Annotated in this window: 14 protein-coding genes and 2 tRNA genes; 14 read left to right on the top strand and 2 right to left on the bottom strand. The window is 66.9% G+C overall.

All coding sequences use genetic code 11. The features are described from left to right. Positions 1–36 precede the first annotated feature (36 nt). Together ACQCSX_RS06045 and ACQCSX_RS06040 are read left to right on the top strand one after the other, a co-directional pair. A complete protein-coding gene (locus ACQCSX_RS06045) occupies positions 37–510 on the top strand; it encodes a ribose-5-phosphate isomerase (protein ID WP_427018149.1) in 474 nt (157 codons plus the stop codon). Between the two features lie 3 nt (positions 511–513). Beyond that, positions 514–1,422 (top strand): Fpg/Nei family DNA glycosylase, encoded by a 909-nt coding sequence (locus ACQCSX_RS06040; RefSeq protein ID WP_427018148.1) that lies wholly within the window; start codon positions 514–516, stop codon positions 1,420–1,422. 163 nt (positions 1,423–1,585) lie between these two features. On the opposite strand, the gene ACQCSX_RS06035 is transcribed toward ACQCSX_RS06040, so the two are convergent. Beyond that, positions 1,586–1,656, bottom strand: a tRNA-Gly gene (locus ACQCSX_RS06035). Between the two features lie 170 nt (positions 1,657–1,826). On the opposite strand from ACQCSX_RS06035, the gene ACQCSX_RS06030 reads away from it, so the two are divergent. The 6 genes from ACQCSX_RS06030 (at position 1,827) to ACQCSX_RS06005 (ending at position 7,154) form a co-directional block, all read left to right on the top strand. Beyond that, positions 1,827–1,899: transfer RNA gene (locus ACQCSX_RS06030), tRNA-Pro, on the top strand. Positions 1,900–1,988: 89 nt separating this feature from the next. Next, a complete protein-coding gene (gene tig / locus ACQCSX_RS06025; protein ID WP_427018147.1) occupies positions 1,989–3,347 on the top strand; it encodes a trigger factor in 1,359 nt (452 codons plus the stop codon). A 277-nt stretch (positions 3,348–3,624) separates the two neighbouring features. Then, positions 3,625–4,221, top strand: coding sequence for an ATP-dependent Clp protease proteolytic subunit (locus ACQCSX_RS06020; RefSeq protein ID WP_427018981.1), 597 nt, complete (start codon positions 3,625–3,627; stop codon positions 4,219–4,221). Positions 4,222–4,254: 33 nt separating this feature from the next. Then, positions 4,255–4,914 carry an ATP-dependent Clp protease proteolytic subunit gene (locus ACQCSX_RS06015; RefSeq protein WP_427018980.1) on the top strand — a complete coding sequence of 220 codons (660 nt, stop codon included), beginning with the start codon at positions 4,255–4,257 and terminating at the stop codon, positions 4,912–4,914. Between the two features lie 191 nt (positions 4,915–5,105). After that, entirely contained in the window at positions 5,106–6,389 is a 1,284-nt protein-coding gene (clpX, locus tag ACQCSX_RS06010) for an ATP-dependent Clp protease ATP-binding subunit ClpX (protein ID WP_427018146.1), read from the top strand. 129 nt (positions 6,390–6,518) lie between these two features. Next, positions 6,519–7,154 carry a DsbA family protein gene (locus ACQCSX_RS06005; protein WP_427018145.1) on the top strand — a complete coding sequence of 212 codons (636 nt, stop codon included), beginning with the start codon at positions 6,519–6,521 and terminating at the stop codon, positions 7,152–7,154. Positions 7,155–7,518: 364 nt separating this feature from the next. Here the strand turns inward: ACQCSX_RS06005 and valS are convergent, their stop codons facing one another. Beyond that, a complete protein-coding gene (gene valS, locus ACQCSX_RS06000; RefSeq protein ID WP_427018144.1) occupies positions 7,519–10,140 on the bottom strand; it encodes a valine--tRNA ligase in 2,622 nt (873 codons plus the stop codon). Between the two features lie 67 nt (positions 10,141–10,207). Here valS and ACQCSX_RS05995 point away from each other — a divergent pair, with 67 nt between their 5' ends. The 6 genes from ACQCSX_RS05995 to ndk all read left to right on the top strand — a co-directional run bounded on the left by ACQCSX_RS05995 (position 10,208) and on the right by ndk (position 17,223). Further along, positions 10,208–10,558, top strand: a complete 351-nt coding sequence (locus ACQCSX_RS05995; RefSeq protein WP_427018143.1) for a DUF488 domain-containing protein — start codon at positions 10,208–10,210, stop codon at positions 10,556–10,558. A 9-nt stretch (positions 10,559–10,567) separates the two neighbouring features. Then, complete coding sequence (locus ACQCSX_RS05990; protein WP_427018142.1) at positions 10,568–11,344, top strand: SDR family oxidoreductase; 777 nt, start codon at positions 10,568–10,570, stop codon at positions 11,342–11,344. 308 nt (positions 11,345–11,652) lie between these two features. Beyond that, entirely contained in the window at positions 11,653–14,934 is a 3,282-nt protein-coding gene (gene ileS, locus ACQCSX_RS05985; protein ID WP_427018141.1) for an isoleucine--tRNA ligase, read from the top strand. Next, positions 14,934–16,316, top strand: coding sequence for a bifunctional folylpolyglutamate synthase/dihydrofolate synthase (locus tag ACQCSX_RS05980; RefSeq protein ID WP_427018140.1), 1,383 nt, complete (start codon positions 14,934–14,936; stop codon positions 16,314–16,316). The genes ileS and ACQCSX_RS05980 overlap by 1 nt, the downstream gene beginning before the upstream one ends. Beyond that, on the top strand, positions 16,316–16,753 hold the full coding sequence (locus tag ACQCSX_RS05975) for a DUF4233 domain-containing protein (RefSeq protein WP_427018139.1): 438 nt from the start codon (positions 16,316–16,318) through the stop codon (positions 16,751–16,753). The genes ACQCSX_RS05980 and ACQCSX_RS05975 overlap by 1 nt, the downstream gene beginning before the upstream one ends. Positions 16,754–16,806: 53 nt before the next feature. Continuing rightward, positions 16,807–17,223, top strand: a complete 417-nt coding sequence (gene ndk, locus ACQCSX_RS05970) for a nucleoside-diphosphate kinase (RefSeq protein ID WP_427018138.1) — start codon at positions 16,807–16,809, stop codon at positions 17,221–17,223. Positions 17,224–17,226: the final 3 nt, after the last annotated feature.

Raw genomic sequence — 17,226 nt, 5'->3', positions numbered from 1 at the left:
CACCGGATGACGATTCACGACTTTTTAGGACAATCCATGCGCGTTCACATTGCCACCGACCACGCCGGCCTGGAACTCAGTGCCCACCTCATCACCGCCCTGAGCGCCAAGGGCTACGAGATGGTTGACCACGGCCCCACCGAGTACGACGCCGAGGACGATTACCCGAGCTTCTGCATCAACGCGGCCCTTGCCGTGGTGGCCGACCAGAAGGCCGGCGTGGACGCGCTGGGCATCGTGCTGGGCGGCTCCGGCAACGGCGAGCAGATCGCCGCCAACAAGGTGGCGGGCATCCGCGCGGCCCTGGCCTGGAACCTGAGCACCGCCACGCTGGCCCGTGAGCACAACGACGCCAATGTGGTGGCCGTCGGTGGCCGCCAGCACAGCGTCGAGGAGGCCACCGAGATCATCGAGGCCTTCCTGGCCGAGCCCTTCAGCAACGCCGAGCGCCACGTCCGCCGCATCGCCAAGATCGCGACGTACGAGACCACCGGCGAGGTTGTTGCCTAAGCGGTGCCCGAAGGACATTCCGTCCACAGGCTGGCCCGGCAATTCCAGGATGTTTTTGCCGGTCAGTCCGTGGCGCTGAGCAGCCCGCAGGGCAAGTTCGCCGCCGGCGCGGCGGCACTGGACGGCCAGGTGCTTGAGCGCGCCCAGGCGCACGGCAAGCAGCTGTTCCTGCACTTTTCGCACGACCTGGTGATGCGCGTGCATCTGGGGCTCTACGGGGCCTGGGACTTTGGCGGCGACGCCACCTTCACCGGGGCCTCCAGCATCGGCGCCCCGCGGCGGATCGGCGAGCGCGAGCTGCCGTCCGGCGCGCCGGAGGCCGCGGATCCGGAGTATTCCGGCCCGCCGGAGCCCAAGGGAGCCGTCCGGGTGCGCATTGTCTCCGCGCACGGCTGGGCCGACCTTCGCGGCCCGACCGCCTGCGAGGTGCTCACGCCCGCCGAGGCGGCGGCCGCCAAGGCCAAACTGGGCCCCGATCCGCTGCACAACGCGCCGGGGGACCTGGCCGAATTCCGCCGCCGCATCACGGCCAGCGGCACCCACGTGGCCCTGCTGCTGATGAAGCAGGAGGTGCTGGCCGGCGTCGGCAATGTCTACCGGGCCGAGGCCCTGTTCCGCCAGCGGCTGGACCCCTGGCTGCCCGGCAAGTCCCTTCCGCCGGCACAGGCGGATGCCCTTTGGCTGGATCTGGTGGACATCATGGCCGACGGCGTCCGCGACGGGCGCATCATCACCACCCGCCCGCACGAGAGGCCCTCCGCCGTCGTGCCCGTTCCGGTGGAGGCGGCACACTACGTCTACAAACGCACCGGCCTGCCCTGCCGGATCTGCGGCACACCCATTGCCCTGGCCGAACTCGGCGCCCGCAAACTTTATTGGTGCCCCGCCTGCCAGTGCCCCGGACCCAACTGAGGCGCAGCAACTGCTCCCCAGCCGCTCCCAGAGCTCGCACGCTCGCTCCGGGGCCCTCGCGGCCGTGGGCCCATCTCCCGGCGCGGTGAGGGGATAGAAGCGGGTTAAACGCAAAAGCCCTCCGGCGCGGGGCCGGAGGGCTTTTGAATCAGGTTTGGTTCGGAGGGGGCGACGGGAATCGAACCCGCGTAATCAGTTTGGAAGACTGAGGCTTTACCATTAAGCTACGCCCCCGGAAATCTCGGCCAGCGGCCGGACAACTCCTCGATACTAGCAACGGTGGTGGCGGCTCGCAAATCCGCCCCGGGAACGCCGCCGGCAACCCGCACGCGGACCACACGAGGGTAAACAACGGCCCAATTGTGCATCACCCATCGTTAGGCCATAGACTGTCCCGGGCACTACGGGGCGTAGCGTAGTGGCTAGCGCGCCTGCTTTGGGAGCAGGAGACCGCAGGTTCGAGTCCTGTCGCCCCGACTCAGCACCCTTTCACTCCGGCAGCGATGCCGGGGCGGATGTGTGCTGGTGCCGACCATTTGTCAACAGACCATCAGGAGTACCACGCTGTGAAGAGCGCTGTCGAAAACCTCACGCCCACTCGGGTAAAGCTCAATGTTGAGGTTCCGTTTGAGGAATTGAAGCCCAGCATTGACGAGGCTTACAAGACGATTGCTACGCAGGTCCAGGTTCCTGGGTTCCGCAAGGGCAAGGTGCCCAACGCACTGATCGACCAGCGCGTGGGCCGCGGCTACGTCCTGGAGACGGCCATCAACGACGGCCTCAACGGCTGGTACCAGAGCGCCGTTGCCGAGTCCGGCATCCGCCCGCTGAGCCGCCCCGAGGTTGAGATCACCGAGGTTCCGGACCCCAAGTCCACCGACGGCGAGCTCAAGTTCCACGTTGAGGTCGACATCCGTCCCGAGATCGAGCTGCCCGACTACGCCGGCATCGAGGTTGAGGTTGAGGCCGCAGAGATCGCCGACACCGACATCGAGAAGGCTCTCGACGAGCTGCGCGGCCGCTTCGGCACGCTGAAGGCCGTTGAGCGCCCCGCCGCCGATGGCGACTTCCTCTCCATCGACATCGCCGCCAAGGTTGACGGCGTCGAGATCGACTCCGCTTCCGACCTCTCCTACCAGGTTGGCGCCGGCACCATGCTGGACGGCCTGGATGAGGCAGCCACCGGCCTGAGCGTCGGCGAAGAGGCCATCTTCGACACCAAGCTGGTTGGCGGCGAGCACGCCGGTGCCGACTCCCAGGTCACCGTGACGGTCAAGTCCGTCAAGGTCCGCGAGCTGCCCGAGGCGAACGACGACTTCGCACAGCTGGCCAGCGAGTTCGACACCATCGCCGAGCTGCGCGAGGACCTCGCCAAGCAGGTTGCCTCGTCCAAGACCCTGGAGCAGGGTGTTGAGGCCCGCGACAAGGTCCTGGACAAGCTGGTTGCCCTCATTGAGGTTCCGGTTCCGGCCTCCGTGATCGAAGAGCAGATCGAGCAGCACTTCGATGGCTCCGCCAACCACGGTGGCGAGGACCACGACACCGAGGAGCACCGCGCCGAGATCAAGGCCAACTCCGAGCGTGCCTTCCAGAACGAGATCATCCTGGACGCCGTTGCCGACAAGGAAGAGATCGGTGTCAGCCAGGCTGAGCTGATCGACTACATCGTCAACTCCGCCAGCCAGTACGGCATGGACCCGAACCAGTTCGCCCAGATGCTGGACTCCTCCGGCCAGGTTCCCATGGTCGTCGGCGAGGTCCGCCGCCGCAAGGCACTGGCCGCCGTTCTGGCCCAGGCCAAGGTCGTCGACACCAAGGGTGTCGAGGTTGACCTGACGGACTTCGTCAGCGTTGCCAGCGACGACGAGGCCGCCGAGGCCGCCGCCGAGGAAGCCACCACGGACCCGGGCGAAGCCCGCTTCTAATTCCAATGCCACCGGTTCCGCACTGCGGACTGGTTGCTTCGAGCCGCCGCCGGCCCCCGCAAGGGGACCGGCGGCGGTGCCGTTTAACGCCGTCGTACGTTTGCCCCAGGCAACGCCCGCCGGGGCATGCGCCCACAGCGAACAGCACCGATTTGCGAAACAAAATCCGGCCCGAAACGGCTACTGTCCAAGTAGTGAAGATTAGTGGCCGGCCGGCACAGGCCGGCGGCCACGAGGGAGAGGTAATTCCACCATGGCACAGAACACCACACCGACGATGGCAACAGTGGACCCGGCCAGCCGGGACGACTACATCTACAACCGCCTGCTCAAAGAGCGCATCATCTGGCTGGGCTCCGAGGTCCGGGATGAGAACGCGAATGCGATCTGCTCCCAGCTCCTGCTGCTCTCCGCGGAGGACCCGGACAAGGACATCTACCTTTACATCAACTCTCCCGGCGGTTCCGTGACGGCCGGTATGGCGATCTACGACACGATGCAGTTCATCTCGAACGACGTCGTCACCGTTGCCACCGGCCTGGCCGCCTCGATGGGCCAGTTCCTGCTGTCCTCGGGCACCAAGGGCAAGCGCTACGCGACCCCCAACGCCCGCATCCTGATGCACCAGCCTTCCGGCGGCATCGGCGGCACGGCCTCGGACATCAAGATCCAGGCCGAGTTGATCCTGCACATGAAGAAGGTCATGGCCGAGCTCACCGCCGACCAGACCGGCCAGACCGTGGAGAAGATCCTCAAGGACAATGACCGCGACAAGTGGTTCACGGCCGAGGAAGCCCTCGAGTACGGCTTCTTTGACAAGATCAGCGCCCACGCCGGCTCCGTTGCCGGCGGCGGCGGAACCAACGCGAAGTAATTGGCCAAAGAGACGATTCCAGGAGCAACGATGATGAACTACAACTTTGGCTCAACTGCCGGCAACCTGCCGAACAGCCGCTACGTCCTCCCGCAGTTCGAGGAGCGCACGCCGTACGGTTTCAAGCGCCAGGACCCGTACACCAAGCTCTTTGAGGACCGCATCATCTTCCTCGGCGTGCAGGTGGACGATGCCTCCGCCGACGACGTGATGGCCCAGCTGCTGGTGCTCGAGTCCACCGACCCGGACCGCGACATCACGCTGTACATCAACTCCCCGGGTGGCTCGTTCACGGCCATGACGGCCATCTACGACACCATGCAGTTCATCCGCCCGGAAGTCCAGACGGTCTGCCTGGGCCAGGCTGCCAGTGCCGCGGCCGTGCTGCTGGCCGCCGGTGCGCCCGGCAAGCGTCTGGCCCTGCCGAACGCGCGTGTGCTGATCCACCAGCCCGCCCTCTCCGGCGGCCAGGGCGGCCAGGCCTCCGACCTGGAGATCCAGGCCAACGAGGTCATGCGGATGCGCTCCTGGCTGGAGGACACCTTGGCCAAGCACTCCGGCCGCACGCCGGAGCAGCTGAACAACGACATCGAGCGCGACAAGATCCTGACCGCGGCCGAGGCCAAGGACTACGGACTGATCGACGAGGTTTTGGAGCCGCGCAAGATCAAGCCGGTGGCCATCACCCGCTAGCAACAGCACCCACCCGACGCCGGGGTATTCCGCGAAAGTGGGGTGCTCCGGCGTTTGGCTTCCGCCGATTGTCGCCGCCGTGGCCTAAAGTGGAGGCATGAAGAGTGCACCGGCGGACTCCGCCGGTGGTTCGACCGCTGCACCTGCGGCGGATCAGGTTGGATAAGAAGGACACACGGAAGGAGCCGTTGATGGCTCGAATGGGCGAGAGCACCGATCTACTCAAGTGCTCCTTTTGTGGGAAGAGCCAAAAGCAGGTCCGCAAGCTGATTGCCGGTCCCGGTGTCTACATCTGCGACGAGTGCATCGAGCTGTGCAACGAGATCATTGACGAGGAGCTGGCCGAGGTCGCGGACCTTGAGAGCTTCGAGCTGCCCAAGCCGCGGGAGATCTTCGATTTCCTGCAGGAATACGTCATCGGCCAGGAGCCCGCGAAGCGCTCCCTCGCCGTTGCCGTCTACAACCACTACAAGCGGATCCAGTCCGGCCATGCCGTCAAGGGCACGCTGGGCGGCGGCAAGCATGACGAAGTTGAGATCTCCAAGTCCAACATCCTGCTGATCGGCCCCACCGGCTGCGGCAAGACGTACCTGGCCCAGACCCTGGCCCGTCGGCTGAACGTGCCGTTCGCCGTCGCCGATGCCACGGCCCTGACCGAGGCCGGCTACGTGGGCGAGGACGTGGAGAACATCCTGCTCAAGCTCATCCAGGCCGCCGACTACGATGTCAAAAAGGCCGAGCAGGGCATCATTTACATTGACGAGATCGACAAGATCTCGCGCAAGAGCGAAAACCCCTCCATCACCCGGGACGTCTCCGGCGAAGGCGTCCAGCAGGCGCTGCTGAAGATCCTCGAGGGCACCGTCGCCTCCGTGCCGCCGCAGGGCGGGCGCAAGCATCCGCACCAGGAATTCATCCAGATCGACACCACCAATGTCCTCTTCATCGTGGCCGGCGCCTTCGCTGGGCTGGAGGAAATCATTGGTTCCCGTGCCGGCAAGAAGGGCATCGGCTTCGGTGCCCCGCTGAGCGCGCTCAAGCAGGAGGACGCCAGCTACGCCGACGTCATGCCCGAGGACCTGCTCAAGTTTGGGCTGATCCCCGAGTTCATCGGCCGCCTGCCAGTCATCACCACCGTCACGCACCTGGACCGCCCGGCGCTGATCCAGATCCTCTCCGAGCCGAAGAACGCCCTGGTCAAGCAGTACCAGAAGATGTTCCAGCTCGACGGCGTGGAGCTGGCGTTCGAGGACGACGCCCTGAACGCGATTGCCGACCTCGCCCTGGTGCGGGGGACAGGTGCCCGCGGGCTGCGCGCCATCATGGAGGAGGTCCTGCTGCCGGTCATGTTCGAGCTGCCCAGCCGCGAGGACATCGCCACGGTGGTGATCACGGCCGACGTCGTGGCCAAGGTCGCCACGCCGACGCTGATTGCCCACGACGTCGTGGCCAAGCGCCGCAACAAGTCCGCCTGAGCCCCAGGCACTACGATCTGCCCAACGCCGCCGCCGGGGAATGCTCCCGGCGGCGGCGTTGTTGGCTCTGATAGCGGCGCCCGCGGGCGCCATCTGTTTTGTCCATCCCCATGCGACCAGGAGACATCCATGACCGACGCCACCCTTTCCACCGCAGCCCTGCCCGCACAGGCCGATTTCTGGTTCGATCCGATCTGCCCGTTCGCCTGGGCCACGTCCCGCTGGATGGGCGAGGTGTCCGACGTCCGCGACATCACCGTCGACTGGCACGTGATGAGCCTGTCCGTGCTGAACGAGCACAAGGAAGACCTGCCCGAGGTGTACCGCGAGAAGATCGCCAAGGGCTGGGGCCCTGTCCGTGTGATCACCGCCGCCGCTGCCGCCCACGGCACCGGAGTCATCAAGCCGCTCTATGACGCCATGGGCACCCTGATCCACCACGACGGCGTGGCCGACCTGGGCGAGGTTGTCGTCAAGGCGCTGGCCGAGGTTGGCCTGCCGGCCGAGCTGGCTGCCGCTGCCGGTACCGACGCGCACGATGAGGCCCTGCGCGCCAGCCACGCCGAGGGCATCGCCAAGGTGGGCCAGGACGTCGGCACGCCGATCGTGGCCGTCAACGGCACCGCCTTCTTTGGCCCGGTCATCACCCAGATCCCGCGCGGCGAGGAGGCCGGCCGCATGTGGGACGCCACAGTGACCCTGGCCAGCTTCCCCTCGTTCTTCGAGATCAAGCGCACCCGCACCGAGCACCCCAGCTTCAACTAATTACTTCGTTGTAGTTCTCCCCAAACCCTTGACGTGTTCGGGGCACCGGAGGAAGATTCTTTCTACCCACTTATTGACACGGTGGGTTTAGGGACACCAAAGATTCAGTGACAGAACCGGGCGCAGCTCTTGAGGCAAAGTCCGGGAATGGTTGCCAGTGACGAGGCAATAGGACCTGAAGGTCCGAGGAGTCCCCCAGACCGCAAAGCGTCACCAAGCGGCCGAAGTCGAAGCCCCACCAACCGCAAAACGCTGATGGGGCTTCCCCTTTGCCCAAAATTGCTCCGGCCCTTGGCCCGGGCACCAGAGACGGAAAACGCCGCCAGGGCTGACCATGGCGGCGTTTTCCGTTGCACGGGTGGGGCTAGGCCTGGGCGGGCTCCTCGGCGGGGGCCAGCTCGACGCCGGACACCAGCAGTTCGCCCTCGCCGGTGGCAACCGTCAGTTCGCGGGCGTTGGCCGCGGCCTTCAGGTCACCCAGGCCGGCGGTCAGCTGGGCTGCCTGGGCCTCGGGGGCCGTGATGGTGGCGGTGAGGACCTCGGTGCGCTGCTTGACCTTGGCCTCGGACTTGGCCTTGCGGATGCCGCTCAGTGCGGAGCCCACGGTGGCCAGCATGGTGGTGTCGCCGTCGGCGACCTCCACGGCGGTGGGCCAGGCAGCGCGGTGCACGGAGCCCGCACGCCACCAGCTCCAGACCTCTTCGGTGGCGAAGGGCAGGAACGGTGCGAACAGGCGCAGCAGGGCATCCAGTGTGGTGGCCAGTGCTGCCAGGACGCTGGCCTGCTCGTCGTCGCCGGCCGCACCGTAGGCGCGGTCCTTGATCAATTCGACGTAGTCGTCGGTGAACTGCCAGAAGAAGCTCTCGCTGATCTGCAGGGCACGGGCGTAGTCGTAGTTGGCGAACGCGGCGCCGGAGGCATCCACGACGCCGGCCAGCTGGGCCAGCAGGGCGCGGTCCAGCGGGTTGGTGACCACGGAGAGGTCGGTGGAGACCACCGAATCCTCCGTGGTGCCGAGGTTCAGCACAAACTTGGAGGCGTTGAGCAGCTTGATGGCCAGGCGGCGGCCGATCTTCATCTGTGCAATCTCGTACGCGGTGTCGGCGCCCAGCTTGGCCGAGGCGGCCCAGTAGCGGACGGCGTCGGACCCGAACTCCTCCAGCACGTCGGTGGGGACCACCACGTTGCCCTTGGACTTGGACATCTTCTTCCGGTCCGGGTCCAGGATCCAGCCGGAGATGGCCGCGTGCTTCCACGGGGCGATGTTCTGCAGGGCATCGGCGCGCACGGCGGAGGAGAACAGCCAGGTGCGGATGATGTCATGGCCCTGCGGACGCAGGTCGAAGGGGTAGACCTTGGCGAAAAGGTCCTCGTCCCGGCTCCAGCCGCCCACGATCTGCGGGGTCAGCGAGGAGGTGGCCCAGGTGTCCAGCACGTCGGCGTCGCCGGCGAAGCCACCGGGAACGTCGCGCTGGGCCTCATTGAAGCCGGTGGGGGTATCGGCGGCCGGGTCCACGGGCAGCTGGGCATCCGTGGGCAGGAGCGGGTTCTCGTAGTCCGGGTTGCCGTCGGCATCCAGCGGGTACCAGACGGGCACCGGCACACCGAAGAAGCGCTGGCGGGACACCAGCCAGTCGCCGTTCAGGCCCGAGATCCAGTTCTCGTAGCGCGAGCGCATAAAGGCGGGGTGGAAGTCGATTTCCTTGCCGCGGCCGATCAGGCGTTCGCGGCGGTCCTCGTCGCGGCCACCGTTGCGGATGTACCACTGGCGGGAGGTGACAACCTCGAGGGGCTTGTCGCCCTTTTCGAAGAAGTTGACCGGGTGCATGATCTTCTTCGGCTCGCCGTCCAGCAGGTCCGCGGCGGTGAGCAGTTCAACCACTGCCTCCTTGGCGCTGAAGACCGTCTTGCCGGCGATGGCGGCGTAGTGGGCCTTGCCCTCGTCGGTGGTGATCCACGACGGCGTCTCGCCCACGATGCGGCCGTCGCGGCCCACGATGGCGCGGGTGGGCAGCTGCAGTTCGCGCCACCAGGTGACGTCGGTCAAATCGCCGAAGGTGCAGACCATGGCGATGCCGGAGCCCTTGTCGGCCTTGGCCAGCGGGTGCGGCATGACCTCAACCTCGACGCCGAACAACGGGGAGGTGACCTTCTTGCCGAACAGCGGCTGGTAGCGCTCGTCGTCGGGGTTGGCCACCAGGGCGGCACAGGCGGCCAGCAGCTCGGGGCGGGTGGTCTCGATGTAGATCTTGGTGCCGTCTTCGGTGAAGAACGGGTAGCGGTAGTAGGCGCCGGGCATGTCCCGGTCCTCCAGCTCCGCCTGGGCCACGGCCGTGCGGAACGTGACGTCCCACAGCGTGGGGGCCTCGGCCATGTAGGCGTCGCCGGCGGCCAGGTTGGCCAGGAAGGCGCGCTGGGACACGGCGCGGGAGTTGTCGTCGATGGTGCGGTAGGTCAGCTTCCAGTCGACGGACAGGCCCAGCGTCTGGAACAGGTGCTCGAAGACCTTCTCGTCCTCGACGGCCAGTTCCTCGCAGAGCTCGATGAAGTTCCGGCGCGAGACGACGTCGAAATCGCGCTGGTTCTTCGCGGGCGTGGCCGGCGGACGGTAGTCGGCGTTGTAGGCGATGGCCGGATCGCAGCGCACGCCAAAGTAGTTCTGCACGCGGCGCTCGGTGGGCAGGCCGTTGTCGTCCCAACCCATCGGGTAGAAGACGTTCTTGCCGTTCATCCGCTGGTAGCGGGCCAACACATCGGTCTGGGTGTAGGAGAACATATGTCCAACGTGGAGCGAACCCGAGGCCGTGGGCGGCGGGGTGTCGATCGAGTACACCTGCTCCCGCGTGGTGTTCGGATCGAACTTGTAGGTGCCCTCAAGGCCCCAGCGCTCGGTGAACTTGGCCTCAAGGCCTTCGAGGGCGGGCTTGTCGGGGACGTTGGACGGGGTGATTGCGGGCGTGTCTGTGCCCGGGATAAGTTCAGCCATGGGTCAATTCTTTCATGCTTTGGTCGCACGCCGGGATGCCGCGGCGGGTGGGGACTAGGATGCGGCCATGGGCACAGTGCGGATACTGCGGGTGTACGACGACGGCGGACCGGGGGAGCTGCGCGTCCTGGTGGACAGGCTGTGGCCCCGCGGCGTGAAGAAGGAGCGCGTGGACCTGTGGCTCAAGGACGCCGCGCCCAGCCCGGAGCTGCGGATCTTCTTCGACCACCGTGCCGAGCGCTTCGAGGAGTTCGCCGCGGCCTACCGGGCAGAGCTGGCGGGCAACCCCGCCGTCGACCAGCTCCGCGCGCTGGCCCGGGAACAGGATGTGGCGCTGCTCTATGGGGCCAAGGACCCGGCCATCAACCATGCGGTGGTCCTGCTGGCGGCGATCCAAGGGCAGCAGCAGACGCGCTAGATTTGTTCCATGGCTGAGAACATCCCCGCACCCACCGTCCCGTCCAAGCACGCCGTCGTCACAGGAGCCAGCTCCGGCATTGGCGCGGCCACGGTCCGCAAGCTGCGCGCCGACGGCTGGCATGTGGTCGCCGTCGCCCGCCGGGCCGACCGCCTGGAGCAGCTGGCCAAGGAGACGGGCGCACTCGCCTTCGCCGCCGATGTCACCAGCGACGACGACGTGGCGGACCTGGCGGCCTTCGTGGCGGAGCGCGGCGGACTGGACACCCTGGTCAACATCGCCGGCGGCGCCCGCGGCGCGGACCCGATGGCAACGGCCGTCAACGACGACTGGGAATGGATGTTCCAGGTCAACGTGCTCGGCACCATGAAGATGGTGCGGGCCTTCCTGCCGGCCCTGCGCGCCCATGGCCACGGCACCATCCTGAACCTGACCTCGTCGGCGGCGCTGGCCCCCTATGAGGGTGGTGGAGGCTACAACGCAGCCAAATTCGGCCAGCACGCCCTCACCGGTGCGCTCCGGCTCGAAGAGGCCGAGCACAACATCCGGGTGATCGAGGTGGTCCCGGGACTGGTGCGCACGGACGAGTTCGCTCTGAACCGCCTGGGCGGGGATCCGGACGCGGCGGCGAAGGTGTACGACGGCGTGGCCGAGCCGCTGGTGGCCGAGGACGTCGCCGATGTCGTGGGCTACGCCGTCTCGCTGCCGCACCACATCAACCTGGACCAGATAGTGGTTCGCCCCGTGGCCCAGGCCGCCAACCACAAGCTGATCCGCAAACTGTAAGGAAGAACGCGCCGCAGCGTTGCCGTGGCGCGGTGCAACGTCCCCTAGAATGGGGACAAAAGCGTTGACCCGGCCATCACCGGTGAGCTTCCGGAAGAACACGTCCGCGGCCCTCTGGGCCCGGGACGCCAGTAGAACCGGACGGGTAAGCCCGTCACAGCAGTCAATGAGCGGCCGTCCAGGCCCCGGCAACGGATAACAGGGCGGTAAGCGAGGTGGTACCACGGTGCCTGCCGCCCCGATCCCGGGTCGGCCGGGCAGCGTCCTTGCATCCTGAATGATCTGTTCGCTCCGACCAGGATGATGAGATGACCCATTACCCGAAGGCCGCTGCCGCTGGCAGCTCCGCTGAAAACCGCCATGTCCCCGCCTCCGTGCGTTTCCCGGAGGTGGAAGAGCGCATCCTGAAGTACTGGGATGAGGACGGCACCTTCCAGGCGAGCATTGACGCCCGCGACGCCGGCCACGACGGCAGCAACGAGTTTGTCTTCTACGATGGCCCGCCCTTTGCCAACGGCCTGCCGCACTACGGCCACCTGCTGACGGGCTACGTCAAGGACCTCGTGGCCCGCTACCAGACCCAGCGCGGGCGCCGGGTCGAGCGCCGCTTCGGCTGGGACACGCACGGCCTGCCGGCCGAGCTTGAAGCCATGAAGCAGCTGGGCATGACGGACAAGAAGCAGATCGAGGCCATGGGCATCGACAAGTTCAACGACGCCTGCCGCTCCTCCGTGATGAAGTACGCCGGCGAATGGCAGAACTACGTCAACCGCCAGGCGCGGTGGGTGGACTTCAAGAACGACTACAAAACCCTCAACGTGGAGTACATGGAGTCCGTCATCTGGGCCTTCAAACAGCTCCACGAAAAGGGCCTGACCTACCAGGGCTTCCGCGTGCTGCCGTACTGCTGGAAGGACGAGACGCCGCTCTCCAACCATGAGCTGCGGATGGACGACGACGTCTACAAGATGCGCCAGGACCAGACGGTCACTGTCACGTTCCCGCTGCTGGCCGGCGAGTCCGAGCTGTCCAAGGAACTGGCTGGTGTGAATGCCCTGGCCTGGACCACCACCCCGTGGACCCTGCCCACCAACCAGGCGCTCGCCGTCGGACCCAACGTCGCCTACGCCATCGTGCCCGCGGGCCCCAACGGCTCCGCCGCGGCGGGGGGGCGCTTTCTGCTCGCCAGCGACCTGGTGGGAGCCCACGCCAAGGATCTGGGCTACGACGACGGCGCTTCCGCCGCCGAGGCCGTCACCGCCACCTACCTGGGGTCCGAGCTTGAGGGCCTGCGCTACCAGCGCCTCTGGGACTACTTCGCCGACGAGGAAACCTACGGCACGGCCAACGCCTGGCAGATCCTGGTGGCCGACTACGTCACCACCACCGACGGCACCGGCATCGTCCACCAGGCACCCGCCTATGGTGAGGAAGACCAGAAGATCTGCGAGCAGTACTCCATCCCCGTGGTGCTGTCCGTGGACGAGGGCGCGCGCTTCCTGCCGCTCTTCGCCACCGGCGAGCTGGCCGAGATTGCCGGCGTACAGGTCTTTGACGCCAACAAGGCCATCACCCGTGTGCTCAAGGCCGGCGGCCGTCTCCTGCGCCAGGCCAGCTACGAGCACAGCTACCCGCACTGCTGGCGCTGCCGCACGCCCCTGATCTACCGCGCCATCTCCTCCTGGTACGTCGAGGTGACCAAGATCAAGGAACGCATGGTCTCCCTGAACCAGGAGATCAACTGGATCCCCGAGAACGTCAAGGACGGCCAGTTCGGCAAGTGGCTGGCCAACGCCCGCGACTGGTCCATCAGCCGCAACCGCTTCTGGGGCAGCCCCATCCCGGTCTGGCAGTCCGACGACGCCGAGTACCCGCGCACGGATGTCTACGGCTCGCTGGCCGAGATCGAGGCCGACTTTGGCCGGCTCCCGCTGAACGCCGCGGGCGAGCCGGACCTGCACCGCCCGTTCATCGATGAGCTGACCCGCCCCAACCCGGACGATCCGCGCACTCCCGAAGAGGGCCAGTCGACCATGCGTCGCGTGGAGGATGTGCTCGATGTCTGGTTCGATTCCGGCTCCATGCCCTATGGACAGGCGCACTACCCGTTCCAGAACGAGGAGTGGTTCAACACCCACAACCCGGCCGACTTCATCGTGGAGTACATCGGCCAGACGCGCGGCTGGTTCTACATGCTGCACATCCTCTCGACGGCGCTCTTTGACCGTCCGGCCTTCCGCAATGTGATCAGCCACGGCATCGTGCTCGGCTCCGACGGGCAGAAGATGTCCAAGAGCCTGCGCAACTACCCGGACGTCTCCGAGGTCCTGGACCGCGACGGCTCCGACGCCATGCGCTGGTTCCTGATGTCCAGCCCGATCCTGCGCGGCGGCAACCTGGTGGTGACCGAGCAGGGCATCCGCGAGGGCGTCCGCCAGGTCATCCTGCCGCTGTGGAACGTGTACAGCTTCTTCACGCTCTACACGAACACCGCCAATGGCGGGGCCGGCTACGATGCCCAGCTGCGCTACGACGGCTACGCGGACACCTTGGATGAGTACCTGATGGCCAACACCGGCGATCTGGTGCGCACCATGCGCGACCAGCTTGACGACTACGACGTCTCCGGCGCTTGCGACTCGCTGCGCAGCTACCTGGACATGCTGACCAATTGGTACGTCCGCCGCAGCCGCCAGCGCTTCTTCGACGAGAACCACGATGCCTTTGACGCCCTCTACACGGCGCTGGAGACGGTCAGCCGGGTTTCGGCCCCGCTGCTGCCGCTGGTCACCGAGGAAATCTGGCGCGGACTCACGGGCGGCCGCTCCGTGCACCTGACGGACTGGCCCGAGGCATCGCTGTTCGCCGCCAACCCGGCCCTGGTGGAACAGATGAACCGCATCCAGCAGATCTGCTCCACCGGCTCCAGCCTGCGCAAGGCCGCCAAGCTGCGCGTGCGCCTGCCGCTGCAGGAGCTCACCGTTGTGGCACCGAACGCCGTCGCGCTCACCAGCGCCGCCGCCGTCGTGGCCGACGAGCTGAACATCCGCTCCGTCCGCCTGGTGGACGCCGCCACGGCCTCGCCGGAGGAGTTCGGCATCGAGCAGAAGCTGGTGGTCAACGCCCGCGCCGCCGGTCCGCGCCTGGGCAAGAACGTCCAGTTGGCCATCAAGGGCGCCAAGGGCGGGGACTGGTCCGTCGTCGACGGCGTCGTCACGGCCGGCGGCCTGGCGCTGGAGCCCAGCGAATACACGCTGGAGACGGTGGTTGCCGACTCCGGGAACGGTGCGACGGCGGCAGTCGCCGTGCTGCCCGGCGGGGGATTCGTGGTGCTCAACACCGAGCTCACGCCCGAGCTGGAGGCCGAGGGCATTGCCCGCGACATGATCCGTGCCATCCAGTCGGCCCGCAAGGAGGCCGATCTGAACGTCAGCGACCGCATCCGCACCGTGGTCAGCGCGCCGCAGGAGACCATCGACGCGCTGCACGCCAACGCCGAGCTGGTCAAGGCTGAAACCCTTACCGTGGACCTGGAACTGGTCCCCGGCGATTTCGAGACCACCATCACTGTGGACAGGAAGAGTGCCTGATGAACCCCGAACACGACGCGTTCTCGGTGGAGAGCGTCTACGCCGAGCTGCTCGGCCGCGCCCCGGAAAACAAGATGGAGCCGCGCCTGGCGCCGCTGTACCGGGCGATGGATGTGCTGGGGGAGCCGAACAAGGCCTTCCCGATCATCCACATCACCGGCACCAACGGCAAGACCTCCACGGCCCGGATGATCGAGGCGGGGCTGATGGCCCATGGCCTGCGCACCGGCCGCTACACCAGCCCGCACCTGACCAAGGTCACCGAACGGATCAGCATTGACGGCACCCCGGTGCCGGATGACGTATTTGTGCGGAACTGGGACGAAATCCACCCGTACCTGGAGATTGTCGACGCCGAATTGGTGGCCGCGGGCGAGCCCCGGCTGACCTACTTCGAGTGCCTGACCATCCTGGCCTTCGCCATCTTCGCGGACCAGCCCGTGGAGGTTGCGGTCATGGAGGTGGGCCTGGGTGGGATCACCGACGCCACCAACGTGGGCGACGGCCAGGTGGCAGTGGTGACCCCCATTTCGCTGGACCACACCGACCTCCTTGGCGACACCACCGGCGACATCGCCCGCGAGAAGGCCGGCATCATCAAGGAGGGCGCGTTCCTGGTGAGCGCCGCCCAGCCCACCGATGCCGCCCAGGTGCTGCTGGAGGCGGCCCGGGAGAAGAACGCGGAGTTCCGCTTCGAGGGCATCGAGTTCGGCGTGGAATCGCGCAGCGTGGCAGTCGGGGGACAGCTGATCACCCTGCAGGGCCTGGCCGCCCGCTACCCGGACATCCTGCTTCCCCTCCATGGCGCACACCAGGCCGAGAACGCCGCCGTCGCGCTGGCAGCCCTTGAGGCCTTCTTCGGCGGCGGCACCCGCGAGCTGGACCTCGAGCTGGTCCGAGAGGGCTTCGGCAACGCCAGTTCGCCGGGCCGGCTGGAGGTTCTGCGCACCTCGCCCACCATCGTGGTGGACGCCGCACACAACCCCGCCGGCATCAAGGCCGCCGCCGAGGCGCTGCAGGAGGCCTTCGCCTTCTCCAAGCTGGTCGTCATCCTGGGCGTGCTCCAGGAAAAGGACGCCGAGGAGATCCTGCGCCAGCTGCGCGAGTCCTACGGCGACGAGGCCGATGAAATCTGCCTGACGCAGTCCAACTCGCCGCGCGCCATTCCGGCCGCCGAGCTGGCCGAGCTGGCCGCGGACCTGGGCTGGGAGGACGAGAACATCCACATTGCCGAGCAGCTGGACGATGCCATCGAGTGGGCCGTGGAGCGTGCCGAGAGCAACAACGACCTCGCCGGCGGCGTGCTGGTCACCGGCTCCATCACCCTCGTGGCGGAGGCTCGCATCCTGCTGGGCCGGCCGGGCGAAAAGGAACGCCCCTGATGGCGCGCCAGACCAAGGCCCAGCGCGAATGGCGCCCGGGCATGCCCAGGAAGCGCCGTTCCACCAAGGTGATGTTTGCCTCCGTGGTGCTGAGCCTGGAGGCCTTCGTGGCGCTCTTTGCCGGGTTGGCACTGTTTGGCCTGCGGAACAAGGACACCGGCATCTTGTGGGCGTCCGTGGCCCTGGCCGTAGTGCTGATCTTCTCGTGCGCGTTCATGGGCAAGAAGTGGGGGCCGGCCCTGGGCTGGATCCTGCAGCTTGTCCTCATTGCCACCGGCTTCCTGGAGCCCCTCATGTTTGTCATTGGCGTGCTGTTCGCCGTCTCCTGGTGGTACGCGTTGCGGGCCGGATCGCGCCTCGACCGCGAGAACGCCCAGCGTGACCGCGAGCAGGCCGAGTGGAATGCCGCCCACCCCGCCGAGGGACCGGCCGCCTAACCTGCTGCCCGTAAACTGGAACCAGCACCCCCAACTACTGAAGTGGAGCAACTGTGAGCATTGAGCGCACCCTTGTACTGGTCAAGCCCGACGGCGTGGCCCGCAACCTTTCCGGTGCCATCCTGGCCCGCATCGAGGCCAAGGGCTACAGCCTGGCCGAGCTGAAGAAGACCACCGCGACGCGCGAAATGCTGGAGCAGCACTACGCCGAGCACGTGGGCAAGCCGTTCTACGAGCCGCTGGTCGAGTTCATGCTCTCCGGCCCGGTTGTTGCGGCCATCTTCGAGGGCCAGCGCGTCATCGAAGGCTTCCGTGTGCTGGCCGGCACCACGGACCCGACGACGGCGGCCCCGGGCACCATCCGCGGCGACTTCGGCCGCGACTGGGGCCTGAAGGTCCAGCAGAACCTGGTGCACGGTTCCGACTCCGTGGAGTCCGCCGAGCGCGAGATCGCCATCTGGTTCGCCTAAACC

The organism is Pseudarthrobacter sp. P1 (assembly GCF_050156935.1).
Taxonomy (GTDB): Bacteria; Actinomycetota; Actinomycetes; order Actinomycetales; family Micrococcaceae; genus Specibacter.
This window is presented reverse-complemented; position numbering and strand designations above follow the sequence as displayed.